This is a genomic window from Gordonibacter sp. 28C (assembly GCF_003339845.1).
GTDB lineage: Bacteria > Actinomycetota > Coriobacteriia > Coriobacteriales > Eggerthellaceae > Gordonibacter.
The window spans coordinates 220,431-237,887 of record NZ_PPTR01000001.1 but is presented as its reverse complement, the minus strand read 5'-3'; the positions used below and the strand labels follow the sequence as shown (position 1 = coordinate 237,887).

The 17,457-nt window shown below is 65.0% G+C and carries 10 protein-coding genes; 2 read left to right on the top strand and 8 right to left on the bottom strand.

Going from position 1 to position 17,457, the window contains the following annotated elements; all coding sequences use genetic code 11:
• Positions 1–8: 8 nt before the first annotated feature.
• Positions 9–1,490, bottom strand: coding sequence for a cytochrome ubiquinol oxidase subunit I (locus tag C1878_RS00995; RefSeq protein ID WP_114599843.1), 1,482 nt, complete (start codon positions 1,488–1,490; stop codon positions 9–11).
• A 368-nt stretch (positions 1,491–1,858) separates the two neighbouring features.
• Here C1878_RS00995 and C1878_RS00990 point away from each other — a divergent pair, with 368 nt between their 5' ends.
• Positions 1,859–6,496, top strand: a complete 4,638-nt coding sequence (locus C1878_RS00990; RefSeq protein ID WP_147272880.1) for a lectin like domain-containing protein — start codon at positions 1,859–1,861, stop codon at positions 6,494–6,496.
• Positions 6,497–6,649: 153 nt separating this feature from the next.
• On the opposite strand, the gene hypD is transcribed toward C1878_RS00990, so the two are convergent.
• From hypD to C1878_RS00965, 4 genes are read right to left on the bottom strand one after another with little or no spacing between them, the layout of a single operon-like run.
• The gene (hypD, locus tag C1878_RS00985) at positions 6,650–7,753 is read right to left on the bottom strand and encodes a hydrogenase formation protein HypD (protein WP_114599841.1); all 1,104 of its coding nucleotides are present in this window, start codon (positions 7,751–7,753) and stop codon (positions 6,650–6,652) included.
• Positions 7,750–8,007 (bottom strand): HypC/HybG/HupF family hydrogenase formation chaperone, encoded by a 258-nt coding sequence (locus tag C1878_RS00980; protein ID WP_114599840.1) that lies wholly within the window; start codon positions 8,005–8,007, stop codon positions 7,750–7,752. The genes hypD and C1878_RS00980 overlap by 4 nt, the downstream gene beginning before the upstream one ends.
• A 48-nt stretch (positions 8,008–8,055) precedes the next feature.
• A complete protein-coding gene (locus C1878_RS16790; protein ID WP_241963553.1) occupies positions 8,056–10,785 on the bottom strand; it encodes a carbamoyltransferase HypF in 2,730 nt (909 codons plus the stop codon).
• A gap of 18 nt (positions 10,786–10,803) precedes the next feature.
• Positions 10,804–12,516, bottom strand: coding sequence for a glucose-6-phosphate isomerase (locus C1878_RS00965; protein ID WP_114599839.1), 1,713 nt, complete (start codon positions 12,514–12,516; stop codon positions 10,804–10,806).
• A gap of 292 nt (positions 12,517–12,808) precedes the next feature.
• Between C1878_RS00965 and ngr the strand changes: the two genes are divergently transcribed.
• Positions 12,809–13,555 (top strand): nigerythrin, encoded by a 747-nt coding sequence (gene ngr, locus C1878_RS00960; RefSeq protein WP_241963552.1) that lies wholly within the window; start codon positions 12,809–12,811, stop codon positions 13,553–13,555.
• 310 nt (positions 13,556–13,865) lie between these two features.
• On the opposite strand, the gene C1878_RS00955 is transcribed toward ngr, so the two are convergent.
• The 3 genes from C1878_RS00955 to C1878_RS00945 form a co-directional block, all read right to left on the bottom strand.
• Positions 13,866–14,579 carry a LytTR family DNA-binding domain-containing protein gene (locus C1878_RS00955; RefSeq protein ID WP_080144027.1) on the bottom strand — a complete coding sequence of 238 codons (714 nt, stop codon included), beginning with the start codon at positions 14,577–14,579 and terminating at the stop codon, positions 13,866–13,868.
• Between the two features lie 157 nt (positions 14,580–14,736).
• A complete protein-coding gene (locus tag C1878_RS00950; RefSeq protein ID WP_114599837.1) occupies positions 14,737–15,618 on the bottom strand; it encodes a tyrosine-protein phosphatase in 882 nt (293 codons plus the stop codon).
• 171 nt (positions 15,619–15,789) lie between these two features.
• Positions 15,790–17,202, bottom strand: a complete 1,413-nt coding sequence (locus C1878_RS00945) for a Sapep family Mn(2+)-dependent dipeptidase (RefSeq protein WP_114599836.1) — start codon at positions 17,200–17,202, stop codon at positions 15,790–15,792.
• Between the last annotated feature and the right edge of the window lie 255 nt (positions 17,203–17,457).

Below are 17,457 nucleotides of genomic sequence, written 5' to 3'. Positions count from 1 at the left end.
ATCCACGGTTACTCACCGCCTTTCGCGGTAGCGACGTCGTCCACAGGCGCGAACCCGGGCACCGCTTCCCGCCGCTTGGCCTCGTCGTCGTTGGCGGCTTCGGCGTCCGTCGCCTTCACGACGGGGCCTTCCTTGATGAAGCGGCCCATGACGCGCGCCCACGCGAAGATCAGGAACACGTACACCAGGAAGAACAGCAGCATGGTGATGAGCAGCTCGGGCGACGACACCGACGTGGACGCCGCGTCGTTCGTAGCCAGGGCCACGCCCTCGGGGCCGGTGGCCGACGGGTAGACCACCCACGGCTGGCGCCCCATCTCCGCCGTGAACCAACCGGTTTGGATGGCGACGAGCGGGAACACCGGCGATACGACCACGAGCCGCTGCAGCCACTTCATGTTCTTGATGGATCCGCCCTTGCGGAACGAGAACACGATGGCCAGGATGGCCGTGATCATGATAAGGCCGTACATCATGACCATGAGGTGATACGTTTGGAACACGAAGCCCACGGGCGCCGTCTCGGGGTCGAGCGCGCCGTACTGCTCGGTTTCGGAAAGCGAGTTCAAGCCTTGGAACTCGGTGTCCCACGTGCCGGTGGCCAGGAAGCTGGTGCCGCCGGGAATGGCGAACGGGGTGATGACCTTCTGGTTCTCCTCGTCGACCCAGCCGAACAGGTAGAGCGGCGGGACCTCGTCGTCGTACATGCCCTCCATCATGGCCAGCTTCGTGGGCTGCTCCTCGGACACCACCACGGCCGACGCGTGCGCCGTGAAGATCATGACGCAGCTGGTGACGATGCCCACCACGGCGCCGATGCGCATCGTTTTCATGGCGAAGTCGGAATGCTTGCCCTTGAGCAAGTACCAAGCGCCCACGGCCATGGCCACGAACGCGCCCATGATGAGCAGCGCCACGACCACGTGGCTGTAACGGGCCATGAGCGACGGGTTGAACGCCGCGCCCAAGAAGTCGGTGATGACGGCTTTCGAGCCGTCGGCGGCAAGCTCGGCCCCGGCCGGCGTCTGCATCCACGAGTTGGCTATGAGGATCCATAGCGCGCTCAAGCACGAGCCGAACCACACGAGCCATGCGCTCACCAGGTAGAACTTCGGCGACACGGTCTTGCGGCCGAACAGCAGGATCCCTAAGAACACCGATTCCAGGAAGAAGGCCAGCAGGGCCTCGGCCGCCAGCGGCGCTCCGAAGATGTCGCCGACGAAGCGGGAATAGTCGGCCCAGTTCGTCCCGAAGGAGAACTCCATCGTGATGCCCGTGGCCACGCCGATCACGAACGTCGCGGTGAAGATCTTCACCCAGAATTTGGTGGCCGCCGCGTCCTTCTCGTTGCGCGAGCGGTAGTACCTGGTTTCGTTGATGGCTAGGATCAGTCCCAAACCGATGGTCAGAGGCACGAAGAAGAAGTGATAGGCCGCCGTCAAGGCGAACTGAATTCGCGCCAGCATCACAGGATCGGAAAAGACATCCATGGCACACCCCCTTATATCTCTCGCCTTGCCCTCCGCGCCGCGAAAACATCGCGGCGCACTATAATTGCTACTATTTTAGCACCAATTAAACAGAAATGCTACGAGCGCGAGCTATATTTTCCCCATCGCCTCCTTCGACCCCTTCGAAGCGTCATGGACCGATTGTAAACGGCTCCGAAGAGGCGGCCGGCTTTCGATACAAAAACGTTGATGAAACAGCCCCTCGTTTCACCGACACGGCTTCGAGAGAGGCGCACGCTCCCGCGTCGGTGGCGCGATAAGGGGCATCCGCGTCGCTCGTCAGAAATCTTGCAGACGCGGGTGCGGCACACGATATACTGCACGAAGATCGACGATGGAGGTTTCCCGTGATTTCACGCCGCATGTTCTCATTGCTTCTGTCCTTCGCATTGGCATGGGGGCTCGCCCCTTTCGCGCCTTCGCAGGCGCTTGCGGCGGAGCCGGACGACACCGACGCGCAACGCGATAGCGACAGTCTCGTTCTTTCCGCGTCCGACGTCAACCCCGACTACCTGGCCTACCTCAACGGGGAGACCGCCGTTGGGGCATCGACGCTCGACCTCTCCTACCTCAACGACAGCATCGCGAGCGGAGCCGGTGCGGCAACGCTCGCAAACGACGTTCTCCCCGCGGCATTCGACCTGCGCGACAAGGGGATCGTGGGGCCGGTTCTCGATCAATCTTTCACGCAGAACTGCTGGGCGTTCGCCAACTTGGGTGCAGCCGAGAGCAGCGTGCTGCCCTACTACCCCACCGCGCAGTTCTCCCGCTCGCACCTGGCCTGGTTCACCTTCAACGGCAACGAGGAGCAGGAGGTGGACGGGGCGAAGCTCTACCCCCAGCAAGCCTACGAAACCGGCGCCTGGGACCAGCAGGCCATCGGCTCCCTGGCCGCATGGAAGGGACCGGTGCTTTCCTCGACCGTTCCGTTCCAAGCGGAATACGTGGACGAGGGCCTGCGCTACGCCTCCGACTTCCATCTGCAAGACGCCTACTACCTTCCCACCTCGCTGAACGGCATCGCAGGCGCCGCGCTCGAACCGAGCATCGACGCCATCAAGCGCGTCATCCACGACGAAGGGGCCGTCACCGTGTCCATCGCCACCAAAGGCGACCACTTCCACTCCACCGACGTGGCCAGCGGCGCGACCCACCAGACCATGTACACGAGCCAGAAAACCGGCATCGACCACGCCGTGCTCATCGTGGGTTGGGACGACGCGTTCGGCCGCACGAACTTCGGCACGCCGGAAAGCGAACTGCCCGCAGGCGACGGCGCGTGGCTCGTGAAGAACAGCTGGGGCGCCGACTGGGGCGAGAGCGGCTACTTCTGGCTTTCCTACGAGGATCGGTCGGCCGTGTACGGCGCCACCCTCAAGCTGGAATCGAAGGGCAATTACACGGGCAACTACCAGTTCGACACCATGGGCTGGCGCACGAGCCTCGCCGTTTCCACCGGCTCGAGCGCCGAGAACCCCGACGCGCCCTCCACCGGTGCCGGGGGCTCGGCGTACATGGCCAACGTGTTCACGGCCAAGGGCGACGAGACGCTGGAGGCCGCTTCGTTCTACACCACCGACGAGGGCACGACGTACTCCGTCGACGTGTACCTGAACCCGGCAAAGGGCGATCCCGCATCGGGCACGAAGGTGGGCGGCACCCAAGAAGGCGTCGAGGCCTACCCAGGCTACCACACCGTGGAGCTCGACCCCGATCTGCGCGCGTCCCTGCACGCAGGCGACACGTTCTCGCTGGTGGTGCGGTTGGAGAACCCCGTGTACGCCAACGCCGTTCCCGCCGAGGCGGTCGTCGGGCGCGGCGATGCGTTCCTGCCGACGTATGTGGGCAAGGACGTCAGCGGCAACGACGAGGTCAGCTACGTGTCGGCCGATGGAACGTCGTGGACGACGCTGGGAAAGTCGCTGAGAGATTCGGGAGGGGCGTCCGTGTACGCCACGAACGTCTGCCTCAAAGCGCTCACCCGGGAAGCGGGCGGCACCGGCGCGCCATGGCCGCCTAACGAGCCCACGTCGTCGCAGGTTAACGGCATCACCATCAAGAAAACCGTTGCGGAATCGTTCGACGGGGACCCGTTCAACCTCGACTCTTACGAGTACCTGGACTTGGGAAGCCCGCTTGAGAAAGGAGGGCTGCGCACGAGTTTCGACGTGTTCATGCCGGCCGCGGCCCCCTCTGCACAGAGCCGCTCCTGTTCCGCGGCTGTTTTGCCGACCTCGAACCAGAGGGTGGAGGCATCGCTTGACGGAGAACCGTTCGAGCCGTTGGAGAATGGGAAGTTCGGGCCGTCGTTCGCGCTGGGCGACCTCGCCACCGGCCCGCATACCGTCACCTTGATCAGCAGCGACCCCACGGGCTCGAAGCTCCCAACCACCTACGTGCTGCGCTTCCGCATGTCCGACGTCACGTTCGACAGCGCTGCGGAAACCGTCGTTTTCGATGACGCGAACCTGAGCGTGCAGGCTCCCGACGGCACGCGGCTCGCCAACGGCGACAGCGTATCGCAGTGGTCGGTGGTGGACGGCCTGCCGCAGCACCAGCTGTCCGTGTTCCAAAAAGACGGGGAAGAGGCCGGCTCGTTGCTGTATCAGATAGCCGTGCCCACCCGCGAACCGGACCTCACCGAGAGCCAAGTGACCGTGAACTGCTACACCGAGACGTTGAGCATCGGCACCAGCACCAAGAGAGTCGTAGCCTCGTATCAAGCGGACATGAGCGACCCCCTCTACCTGGACGAGCGAACCGCCTTGGAACCGGGACGTAGCCTGTATCTGAAGAACGAGGGCCTGTTGGGACGCTTCTCCTCGCAGGAAGCGCTCTACCTCGACGTTCCCGAACGCGCACCGGCACCGCCCGCGCCGCCCGTTGTGGAGACGACGACGACTTCGGTGACGTTCGCCTACCGGCCCGACGGGTACGCGCTCGAGTATCGTTTGGCGGATGGCGGATGGCAGGGCTCGCCCACGCTCCTGAACCTGGAGCCCGGGACCGATTACACGTTCCAGGTTCGAACGGCCGCGACGACGCCTTCTGCGGGCGGAGGCGGAGGCGGCGGCTTGGGCTCGGCCGGCACCGGTTCACCCGGCGACGGGACAGGAGCCGGAACGAGCGCGGATGCCGGTGCCGCAGGAGCGGGCGAAGCGACGGAGACGTTCGCCTCCGATCCGGTGGAAGTCGCCGCAAGCACCGCAACGCTGCCGAGCAGCTACGATCTGCGTGCGGAAGGCAAGCTTCCGGCCGTGCGCGACCAGGGCGTTTACAGCACGTGCTGGGCGTTCGCGGCGTTGGCATCGCTGGAATCGAACCGCATCGCGCAGGGGCGCGCCGACGGCTCGATCGACCTTTCGGAAGCGTCGCTCGCCATGCTCACCTACCAGCATCGCGCGCTGCACGACGGGGACGCGTCGACGCTGGACCGCTACACGGTTTCCTCGAAGGACGAGGGTCTGGGCGCGCTCGGATTGCTGACGGGCGGTACGTGGGGCCATGCGGTTAGCACGCTGGCACGCTGGCAGGGGGCGGCGGACGAGAGCGCCTGTCCCTATCTGCCGCCGAACGAGCCCGGAGAGTACGAGAGCGCCGCGAACGCCATGGACGCGAAGGCCGGCGCGACCGTGGGGAGCGACGGTGTGCGCCTGGACTACGCCCTCGAGCTGCCCAGCCCCTTCACTGCCGGCAGCGGAGGATCGGAGCCTGCGGGAGGCGATCTAGGCGAAACGGCGCAGGGCGCGGAGGCGTCCACGAACGATTTCGCAAACAAACCTGCAAGCCGCTACTTTGCAGAGGATGCGACCGGGAAAAGCGCAGGCGCCATCGATCTGCTCGCCTACGAGAAGATCAAAGCCGCGTTGCTGCGCTACGGGGCGCTCGATTTCGGCATGCACGAGCCGTACGAAGACGACGGCTACTGGACGAGCGCCGACACGGCGCAGGGGATTCGCAAGAACCACTGGTTCTACGATGCCGACAAGAAAGACTATTCGGTGAACCACTCCCTCTCGCTCGTAGGCTGGGACGACGGCTACGCCAAAGAGAACTTCACCATCGTGGACAAGGACGGTGCCGAACACACCCCCTCGACCGACGGGGCGTGGATACTCCGCAACAACCGCGGAACCGGCTTCGGAGACGACGGCTACCTATATGTCCCCTATGAGGAGCGGGCCGTGCGCGCGCCCGTGGCGCTCGCTGCCGAAAACGGCGAGGCGGGCGCGTTCGACTACGAGAGCAACTACCAGTACGACTCGCTGCACGCCGTGGGCCTGCAGGCCCGGGCGGACGACTCCGCCCGGGCCGCCAACGTGTTCACAGCCCGGGAAGACGAGCGCCTTGAAGGCGTGGGGGTATGGGTCACATCGCCTGCCACGCGCGTGAGCGTCGACGTGTACACCGACCTCACCGACCTCGCGAACCCCGAAAGCGGCACGAAGGCCGAGGCGGCCCGCACCGAATTCGACACGTTGTACGCCGGGTATTTAACGCCCAAGCTGGCCGCCGCAGTCGATCTCGAAAAAGACCGAACGTTCGCCATCGTGGTAACCGAAACGCAGCTCTACGACGGGAACGGATGGCCCCTCATGAGCACCACGGTGCCGTTGGAAGGTGCGCAGAAGCTGGGTGAGAACCCCGACGGCACGCCTCGCTACGACAGCGTGCCGCATGTCGACGCCGGTCAGAGCTTCGTGTTCGAGAACGGAGCTTGGAGCGACGTGGCCGCGGTGGCCGACACGCTTGCGGAGCGCACGGGCGCCCCCGTGGGCAACGTGGCGGTGAAGGCGTTCACGAACCCCGCCGACCGCCCCGTGGGGCCGAACGCACCCGGCGGCGAAGACGACAAATCGACGCCGAAGGAGCTCGTTTCCACCGGCGACCCGATGCTCGCCGCAGGGGCCGCCGGCGTCATGGCAACCGTGCTCGGCGCTCTGGCGCTGGCAACGACGCAATGGAAGCGGAGGCGCTCGCGATAGCGGAACGGGAGTTTCCGCATAAGGCAAACCTTACCGAGCCCCGCCTTGAAGACCTCCGTGCGCTCGCCGCAGTGGAACGCTCTTGCTCGTCAATGCCCGAGCGGACAGCAGCCCCCCCTACGAGCAACCGGCGACGCCTTCGGCTTCGGAACCTTAGTAGTAACGGAAGTACGCGGCGCAGCTGCCTTCGCTCGACACCATGCAGGGGCCCACCGGGTTCTCGGGCGTGCACACCTTGCGGAACAGGGGGCACTCGTTCGGGGCCATGATACCGCGCAGCACGTCGCCGCACCGGCAGCCCTTCGGATCCTGCGTGGGCTCGACCGGCGGGTCGAAGCGGCGCACGGCGTCGAACTCGGCGAACTCTTCTCGGATGCGATAGCCCGAGCCGGGTATCTCGCCCAAGCCGCGCCAGAGCGCCGGGCACGTCTCGAACACCTCGTCGATGGCGGCCAGCGCCACGGGATTGCCTTCGGGCATGACGCCGCGCGCGTAGGCGATCTCGATCTCGGCGCGGCCTTCGTGCAGCTGGCGCATGATCATGGCGATGCCCTGCAGCACGTCCACCGGCTCGAAGCCGGTGATGACGCCGGGAATGCCGTACTTCTCGGCCAGGAATTGGTAGGGCGCGGCTCCGATGATGGTGCTCACATGGCCCGGCAGGATGAGCGCGTCCAGCTTGAGCTGCGGGTCGTTGATGATGGCCTCCAGCGCGCCGGGCATGTTCTTGTGCGCGCCGAACACGGTGAAGTTCTTCAACCCCGCCTCGCGCGCCCGCTTGATGGCCATGGCCACGAGCGGCGTGGTGGTTTCGAAGCCCACGCCCACGAACACGATCTCGCGCTCGGGGTGCTCCTGCGCCAGGCGCAGCGCGTCGAGCGGCGAGTACACGATCTCCACCGAACGGCCGGCCGCCTGCTCTTTGAGCAGGCTCGACGTCGATCCGGGCACACGCGTCATGTCGCCGAACGTGGCGATGGTCACGTTCTCCACCCGAGCGAGCGCGATGACGGTGTCTATGTCGTGGTTCGACGTCACGCACACCGGGCAGCCGGGGCCCGACGCCAGGCGGATGCCCGCGGGCATGAGGTTGCGGATGCCGTTGCGCGCGATGGCCACCGTGTGCGTGCCGCACACCTCCATGAGCGTGGCGCTTTCCGGCGCCAGCTTGCCGATGGATTCGATGAGCCCGCGCGCGAGCTTCGGATCTTTGAACGCTGCGAGCTCGGCCTCCATCGTGGCGGGGTCGACCGTCATCGGGCCACCCCTTCGCCGGTAGGGATGTCTTCGCCCGCGAGCTCGGGGAACTGCATGATAAGGTCGATGGTCTCCTGCGCGTAGTCGGCGTCCACCACCTCGATGGCGAAGCCGGCGTGCACGAGCACGAAATCGCCGACGCCGGCCTGCGGCGTGAGGTCGACGGATATGTCGCGCGTCACGCCCAGGATATCTACCGTCGCCAGGCGGTTGTCCTTCATCTCGGTTATTTTAGCGGGTATGGCCAAGCACATGGTTCATGCCTTCTTTCAGATTGGCGGCGCGCCCACGGCGGATGCGCCTTACGCACCGCCCTCGGCGGCGCCCTCTTCGTTCGAGGCCCATGCTACCACAGCTTGGCCGAACGAAATGCACCCGTCGTTGGGCGGTAGATCGCGGTTGACGGCCACCGTGAAGCCGACGTTCTCGAGCGCTGCCAGTGCGTGCTCCACCAGGTAGCGGTTCATGAACACGCCGCCCGACAACGCCACGGTCTCGATGCCGTACATGGTGCGCACGAGCTCGGCCGCCATGACGACGGCCTGGACGAACGCGTCGTGGAAGCGGCGCGCGACGACGGGCACCGGCACGCCGGCCGCTTTGTCGTCCAGCAGCGCCTTGAACGTGGGCGCCGCATCGAACAGCACGACGGACGTGTCCTGCGCGGTGCTCTCGGCCGTGGCGGTGTTCTTGACCACGTCCATGGCGTAGCGCGAAGAGCCGTCATCCTGAGCGGAGGCGCGAAGCGCCGGAGTCGAAGGATCCGGTGGTGTTGAAGATCCTTCGACTCCCTTCGGTCGCTCAGGATGACAAGGGGAAAGCTGCGGCCGCTCAGGATGACAACAAGCATCGGACGTCATCGCGGCTTCCAAAAGGATGGCGGGCTCGCCTTCGTAGGTGGGTTCGACGCACACGCCCAGAAGCGCGCTGGCCGCGTCGAACAGGCGGCCGACCGAGGAGGTCATGGGCGTGTTCAAACCGCGGTCTATCATCTGCTCGCACACATCGGCCTGCTCGCCCAAAGCCGCCAGCGTATCCGCCGCAGCCGGGTGCTCCAGCAGATCGAACGCCCAAAGCGCACCGTAGGCCATGCGCTGCGGGTGCTTCACGCACGCCGCGCCGCCGGGCATGGGCACGTAGGCGAAGTTGGCGAAACGCTCGTACGCGCGCAGGTTGCTGACAAGCACCTCGCCGCCCCAGATGGCACCGTCTGCGCCGTAGCCCGTGCCGTCGAAGGCGATGCCGCATGCGGGGCCGGACAAGCCGTGCTCTCCCATGACCGAGACGACGTGCGCATGGTGGTGCTGCACCTCCGCCACAGGCAGTTCCTGCTCATGGGCCCATTTCGACGTGAGATACTCCGGATGCAAGTCGCAGGCGACCAACGCGGGCTTGATTTCGAACAGGGTCTCGTAGCGGTTCTTCGCGTCGAGCCACGCGTCGTAGGTCTCGGCGTTCTCCATATCGCCGATGTGCTGAGAGACGAACGCCTCGGCGTCGCGCGTGAGCGCGAACGTGTTCTTCTGCTCGGGCCCGGTTGCGAAGATAGAGGCCCTGTCATCCTGAGCGGAGGCGCAGGATCGGTCTCTGTCATCCTGAGCGGAGGCGCGAAGCGCCGTAGTCGAAGGATCCCGTTTGGCGTCAGCCAAAAGCGCCCCCGCTGGCGCCGCACGGGATCCTTCGACTCGCTGCGCTCGCTCAGGATGACAAGCAGGCTGCTCCACTCGCTCAGGATGACAAGCAGACTGCTCCGCTCGGTCAGGGTGACAGGCGACCGGCAACGCCAGCGGCAAGGGGGCGTAGCCGCGGGCTCGCCGCACGAACTGGACGGCTTCGCCGGCGCTTCCCGCGGCGATGACGCGCACGACCGAATCGTCGTAGCGTGCGCGGATGGCGCGGTTGTGCCCGAGAAAGGCGTCGGCCACGCCCGCCAGCTTCTCGTACGCATCCTCATCGTCGATGACGATGGGCTCGTCGTGGATGTTCCCCGAGGTCATCACCAGCATGCCGCCGCCCCCGGCCGCAATGAAGTCGTGCAGCAGAAGGTGCTGCACCGGCGTGTAGGGCAGCATGACGCCCAGCTCGGGCAGCCGATCGGCCAGTCCGGGCGCGAACGCGGCGCCGGGAAGCTTCCTCAGCAGCACGATGGGGCGCTGCGACGCCTCGAGCACCGAGCGCTCAATCTCGTCCACCGAGCACACGCAACGCACCGCCTTCGCGTCGGCCATCATCACCGCGAACGCCTTGCCCTCGCGTCGCTTGCGCGCACGGAGCTTCGCCAACGCCTCGGGGTTCTCCGCGTCGCACACCAGATGGAAGCCACCCAGCCCCTTCACCGCCAGAATGCCGCCCGTCAACAGCACCTCCACGGCGCGGGTGAAGATGGCGTCACTTTCCTCGCGAGTGGAGCCCCAGCTCGTGGGAGCGAGCGGCGCTTCGATATCGCCGCCCTCGTGCTCCCTCCAACTAATATGGGGGCCGCATTCGAAGCAGGCGTCGGGCTGCGCGTGGAAGCGGCGGTCGAGCGGGTCGCCGTACTCGCGGGCACACCGCTCGCACATGGGGAAGTCCTTCATCGATGTGCTTTTGCGGTCGTAGGGCAGCTTCTCGATGATGGTGAAGCGCGGCCCGCAGTTCGTGCAGTTGATGAACGGGTAGCGGTAGCGTCGGTCGTTCGGGTTGAACAGCTCGCGGGCGCAGTCGTCGCACGTGGCCAGGTCGGGCGACACGAGCGTGGTCTTCTCCACGGCGCCCGCGTCGGAGAAGCGTATCTCGAAGGTGTCGAAATCCTCCAAGGGCACCTCTTTGAGCGTGATCTCGTCCACCTGCGATGCGGCCGGCGGATTCTCGGACAGCTCGATGACGAACTCGTCCAGCAGCTTCGCCTCGGCCTCCGCATGAATGAACACGCCGTCGGTGGCGTTCAACACCCATCCGTTGACCAGGTACTTCTTCGCCAAACGATAGACGAAGGGGCGGAAACCCACCCCTTGTACGATACCTTTGACCTGTATGTCGAGCGCTTCTATCATGAACACGCCTCCCCGAGCCTATCGCGCGTCAAGTTCCTCCAGAATGCCGGTGACCACCTCGGCCAGCGCACGCAGGGTCACGCCCGAGTTGTCGGGCAGGTGCAGATGCACGCAGCGCCGCCCGCGTTCGGCCAGCGTCATGAGGTCGCCCGATGCCTGGGCCTTCGCCAACGACCCCAAACTCTCGGCCTCCTGCCCCAGCGGAATGTCCTTCAACTCGTCGGCCGAGAGGATGAGGAACACGCCGCAGTTCGGGCCGCCCTTGTGCAGCTGTCCCGTAGAATGCAGGTACCGCGGCCCCACCTCCAGGCACGATACCACGCCGCGCTTGTCGGCCACGCCGTGGCGGATGGCTTCGAGCGCCTCGCGCCGGCCCTCGCCGGTGAACGGCAGGAACGCGTTGAGCGCGAAGAAATCGCCCGGCTGGATGCTGCCCAGAAGAGCGCGCAACGCGCCGTAGATGTCCGTGCAATCCTTGAAGCACGGCGCCAGGCGCACCTCGGCCTCGCCCATGAGCACGTCGCCGATGAAATCCTGCACGAAATCGGGCTCAGGCTGGCCCTCCTTCAAGATGTCGAGCACGACGGCCTTGGCCGATGCCACGTCGGGCTGGTCGAAGGGGCACACGCGCATGAGGTAGCCGCACATGGCGATGGCGTACTCCCACATGACGAAATGCTCGGCCAGCTCCTCGACGGAGTCGATCCGGTAGTTCTGGCGCGGGATGGCCGGATCGATGTAGGACAGGCTCATCTCGAAGTTGCGGCGCTCGTCCCATAGGTCGGTTTTCGTGAGGTAGGTGATGACGCTGCGATCGCCCGGATCCTTCGTGAGCAGCAGCGTGTCCACTTCGATGTTCGGCAGGATGCCCTGGCCCTCTTTGCCCAGGCTCTCGGCCACCAGCTGCTCGATCCATAGACCAAGCACGCGCCCGCGCTTCTGCGTGAGGAACGAGAACTTGTTGCGTCCCTGCAGGTAGTTGTCGTACAGGAACGCCGCCAAGACGATGGCGGGATTGTCGATGGCGTCTTCGCTGCAGCGCCGTTCGGCCTCGACGGCGTGCTCCATGAGCTCCTCGAGGTCGATGCCCACGAGCGCGGCAGGCAGCAAGCCGAACACCGACAGCGCGGAGAAACGGCCGCCCACGGACGACTCGCCGGGCAGCACGGCCGCCCAGCCTTCCTCGCGCGCCTGCCGTTCCAAATCCGAGCCGGGATCGGTGATGGCCACCAAATGCTCGGCGAGTTCCTCGTCGGTCATCGCGTCGCCCACCGCATCGCGCACGGCGCGCAGGGCGAGACGCGGCTCGATGGTGCCGCCGCTCTTCGACGAGATGATGAACAAGGTGCTCTCGGGCCTCGCCTCGGCCAAGATTGCGCGCACGCGGACGGGCGAGTCGGAGTCGAGCGTCTTGAACGTTATCTTCGACGAGTCGGGCTTGTTGTACTTCGTGATGGTCATGGGCGCCTGGGTCGAACCGCCCTGCCCTATGAGCACCACGGTGTTGAGGCCTTGGGAGATGATCGAATCGGCAAACGCCTGGATGTCGCGCAGCGGATACGGCGGATTGCTGGCAAGGTCCGTCCAGCCCATGTAGCGCTCGGCGCACGACTGCGCTTGTTCGGAGAAATCGTACAGGCTCGCGTCCTTGGCGTGGACGCGGCTGGCAACGCATTCCTTCACGAGCGTTTTCGCGGAGGGATACAGTTTTTCCATATCACCGGAAATCATGGAACCTTCTTTCAGGGTAGTTCCGCTCATTCTAGCAAACGGCGAGAAGAAGCGCCCGCGATTGCCCCAGCTTGTGATGGAGTTGTGTACGTGCGGTCGTTAAGCGGCGCTTCAAAAATATCATCATTTTGCTGGTATTTCTTATTGATTTTTATTACTAATTAATATATTGTATCAAAACATAAGCGAGCGCGTGAAACGAACGCTCGAACGGATTGCCGATGCGCGCGACGAGGCGGGCATCGCAGGAACAGGAGGGGTTTCCATGTCCGACATCTCCAGGCGAAATTTCATGAAGAACGCCGTCGTGGGCGCTGCCGCCGTCACGTCGCTCGGCCTGCTGGCCGGCTGCTCGCCCAAGCAGGAAGAGCCCGCGCAGGCGAACGCCGACACCGCCATGGGTGACGACACCATGTCCGCGACAGCGAACGTGCTCGACCCGAAGACGATGCCCGACGCCGCCACGGCCAGCAACTTCAACGTGGTTGAGGAAAGCGCCACCACGGTGGGCACCACGCTCGACAACCTGAAGACGGCCATCACGGGCGAGACGGGCGCCACCACGAAGTACGCCGCTTGGGCCAAGGTTGCCGAGAAAGCGGGTTACGACCACATCGCGCGCCTCTTCAACTGCACGTCCGATGCCGAGAAGATCCACATCGAGCTGGAATACAAGCTGGCCCAGAAGCTGGAGCCGGGCTACCAGAAGCCCGAACCGCCCGAGGTTCCCGAGCACACGGTCGACCTCAACCTCATCGCCGGCGCGAACGGCGAGATCTACGAGACGTCGGACATGTACCCCTCGTTCATCAAAGTGGCCCAGGAAGAGGGCAACAACGAGGCCCTGCAGGTGTTCACCCGCGCCAAGCTGGCCGAGGCGTACCATGCCGAACGCTACCTGGACGCGTACAACACCATCGACACGCCCACCGACGACAAGTACTACCTCTGCCCCATCTGCGGCTACATCCACAAGGGCGAGAACTTCACCGCCTGCCCCATCTGCCTGGCCCCGAAGTCTTCGTTTACGGAGTACTAGGCGTTTCAATTCCCTCCACGGGATCTCTCCTTCGAAGGACCGGCTGCGTGAACGCGCAGTCGGTCCTTCCCATGCGAACGGATGTTTCACGTGAAACATCCGAGGTCGAGAAACGATTGGCCACGGACTGTACCCGAAAACGATTGCCTGCTGGGGCAAGCATGGAAACAGATTGCCCGAAATTCATGACTGAAAAAACGATCGCCCCGAATTCCGGGGCGATCGTTTTTTCATTGCGCGTTTTTCGCTTGCACGGGACGGGGTTTCTCGCTGCCCAGCATACAGGCAGGCTCGCATGCTGGACGCGAAGCTACAGCCCCAGCGCCTTCTTCAGCGCGGACACGCGGCGACGGGAAACGGGGATCTTCTCGTCCACGGCGTTCAGCGTGAGCAGCAGCGTGCCGCCGGACACCGATTCGATCTCCTCCACCATGGACAGGTTCACCAGGTAGCCGCGGTGCACGCGGAAGAACCCGTGGCCGTCCAAGCGCTTCTCCAGCTGGGCCAGGCTCACCGTGGAGAAGTAGCGGTCCGTGTCGGTCTGGAGGTACGCGTAGTCGTCGCGCGCCATGACGAAGCGGATCTTGTCGATGCCGATGAGTATCTTCTTCCCGCCCTTCTCGACGGGGATGCGCTCGGACTTCTGGGCGGCGACGTGCAGCGACACGTGCTCGCGCACGCGCGAGATGGCCTGCGACAGACGCTCCGTCTCCACCGGCTTCACCAGGTAGTCGATGGCGCTGACCTTGAACGCCTCAAGCGCGAACTCGCTGTACGCCGTGACGAACACCACGGCGGGCGGGAACTTCAGGTGCTGCAGCGCCTCGGCAAGCTGCAGGCCGGTGGCTTCCGGCATGTTGACGTCCAAGAACATGACGTCGACCGGATACTCTTTCAGCTTCTCGATGGCCTCGCGCACGCTTGCGGCCTCGGCCACGACCTCGGTTTGCCCCAACTCGTCCAGCAGGAACTTGAGTTCAGAGCGCGCAGGAGCCTCATCATCGACGATCATGGCTTTCAACACGTGAACCTCCTCGTTTTTCCGAACCCCTCATACTTGAGCCTCATTCGAAGCCATTATAAATCAAGCGAGCCGGAAACAGCGGAGAAGCCCGAATATAGAAAGTAACCAAACCGTTTTCTTGCGCGAACGCAACGAAAAGCATCGAAAACGGCTTCGACTACCCCTGCGGATCGTCGGTCAAGTACTGCTCCCGCAACGAAGCCTTTTTCTCGCCGGAGACGCCGACTGCCCGTTCGACATAGGCGTCCAGCCCCCCGTACTCCTTTTCGATCGCGTCAAGCGCCGCCTGCATGAAGCGCGGATCGGCGGAGTTTATCACCTGGATGCTGGCATCCAGCTTGCCCGCCAGATGGTAGGTGGCAAGCGCGTTGGCGATGTCCTCGGTGCGCGATGCCACGTAGCGGTTCGTAGCCTGATAGTCTTTCATGATGTCGTCGCGCGAGGCGCCCAGCACATGCAGCATCAGCATGGTGGCCAAACCCGCGCGATCCTTCCCGATGGTGCAGTGCCACAGCACCGATCCCTCTTCGGTGGCCAGCACGTCGTCGAAGAACGAGGCGAAACCGCGCTGGCTGGCCTCGTCCAGCACCATGCGCTCGTAGATGTCCATCATGATCTGGGCGGGGTTGTCCTGCACGGCGCGCAGCATCTTGAGCGCGCCCTTGATGCCGCCTTCGCGCGTGACGCCCAGCGTGGAGGTGTTGAGCACCGGCGCGTTCTCGAAGCGAACGCCCATGAGCTCGTCCTCGGGGTCGGGCTTCTCGCGCCGCTCCTCCTCGGTTCGCAGGTCGACCACCGTGCGCAGATTGTAATCGTCCGCGAGCACGGCCAGGTCGCGCGCCGTGGCGCCATCCAGCGCGCCCGAGCGCAGCAGGCGCGCGTGCTTCACGTAACGGCCGTCGGCTGCGGGGATGCCGCCGATGTCGCGGGTGTTCGGCAGCCCCTCGAGCTCGATGCGGCCGTCGGGCGCATCCTCGAGCCCCTCGGCGTCGGCGATGCCGAGGACAGGCGAGAAATCGTCGGGCACGGTGTCCACCATGGTGGCCTTCCTTTCGATGGTGCGGAAACGGCGCGCCCGCCGTGCTCCCGGCGGGCGCTAATAGTCGTACGGGTTCGAGTGCGCTCGCCGCGCGGTTGCCTTTGGCGAAGGCGAGCGCACCGGGCGGGCAGCAGCCCGCCCCTACGGGGATACGCCCCGCAACGATGAGCCCTACTTCAGGTCGAGCCCCATGAGCTTGTCGATGGTGAGCGCGTAGATCTTGAAGGACTGCTTCAGCAAATCCTCGCTCACGCCCTCGTCCGGGCCGTGCATCATGCCCACCCACTCGGGATCCTTGATCCACGGCTTCTCGGGGCCGAAGCTCGCGCCGCTCTTGAACTCGCGGGCGTACGTGCCGCCGCCCATGGTGAAGGGCTTCGCGTCCTCGCCGGTGGCCTCGTTGTAGGCGTTCAGCAGCGCTTGGATGACCGGGCTGTCCGGCTTCACCAAGAACGGCTCCATGAGCAGCGTGTTCTCGAACGTGCCGCCGATCTCGTCGGCGAGCTGCCGCAGGCGCTCCGTGATCTCGTCGGCCGTGATGGACGTGGGGAAGCGGCTGTCGAGCGTCTGGACGAAACGGTCGCCCTCCAGCTTGATGGTGCCGCCGATCACGGTGAGCGGGCCGAAGTACTCGTCGGCGCTTTTGATGCCGACGCCGCTGCCGTCCGTGTGGTTGAGCAGCTTCTGGTCGAGCTCGAAGAAGGCGCGCTCGTCGGCACCGCACAGGCCGTTCTCCAACAGATAGTCCACGATGAGGCCGATGGCGTTGATGCCCTCGTCGGGCGTGGAGGCGTGCGCACCCTTGCCGGCGGCCTCGATGCGCGCCAAACCAGGGCCGGCCTCGGTCACCGTGATGCGCTCGGCGGCCGGCAGCTGCGCGGCGTCGGCCTTCACCACGGCATGCGCGATGCCGGGCACCGCGTTCGTGGCCGCGCCGCCCTCGAACTCCGCCACCACGCGCGCGCACTCCGCGATGGGCTTGCTGGCGAGCGTGCCGTCGTAGCCGCCCTTCTCGCCGTAGCACACGGGGAACTCGGCGTCGGGCGTGAACAGGAAGGCAGGGTCGTCGTAGTGCTCGTGGTAGTACGCCACGTCGGCCATGCCCGATTCCTCGTTCGCGCCGAACAGGAAGCGGATGGTGTAGGGGAACTCGGCTCCCTGTTCCTTCCAGAACTTCATGGCATGCAGGGCCATGACGCTGGGACCCTTGTCGTCCAGCGTGCCGCGGCCCATGAGGTAGCCGTCCTTGCGCGTGACGTCGTAGGGTTCGAACGTCCAGCCGGGGCCGGCCGGCACGACGTCCATATGGCCGATGATGCCGATCTGCGTGTCGCTTTTGCCGGGGAAGTCGGCGAAGCCGATATAGCCCTCGGCGTCATGTGATTCGAAGCCCATGTCCTCGGCCATCTTGAGCGCAGCCGTGAGCGCGGCCTTGGGGCCGGGGCCGAACGGGGCGCCGTCGGCCTTCTTGTCGTCTTCTTGGAAGCTGGGAATGCGCACGAGCGTGGCGATGTCCTCCACCATGGCGTCCCAGTTGTCGTCGAGGTACGCGTCTATTTTCTTGGTCAGTTCGGTTTCTTCCATACGTGACTCCCGCCTCTCGGTTCGAGCGTGCGTTTGCGGGTCGCAGCGGCGGCGTTTCCGCCCCTTGGCGACGTTGGATCCATTATGCGCCAAGCGGCATCGGCGCGCCAGATCATCATATATATGTTAACCGGCCGTCGCCCGTGCGGGGCGCTCGAGCCGGGACGCTTCTTCGCGAAGCGAGGACGAAAAGTCCGGCCGGAGTTCGGATGCGGCGGAAACTCCCATGCGGAAGATCGGATTCGAAGCGCGGAT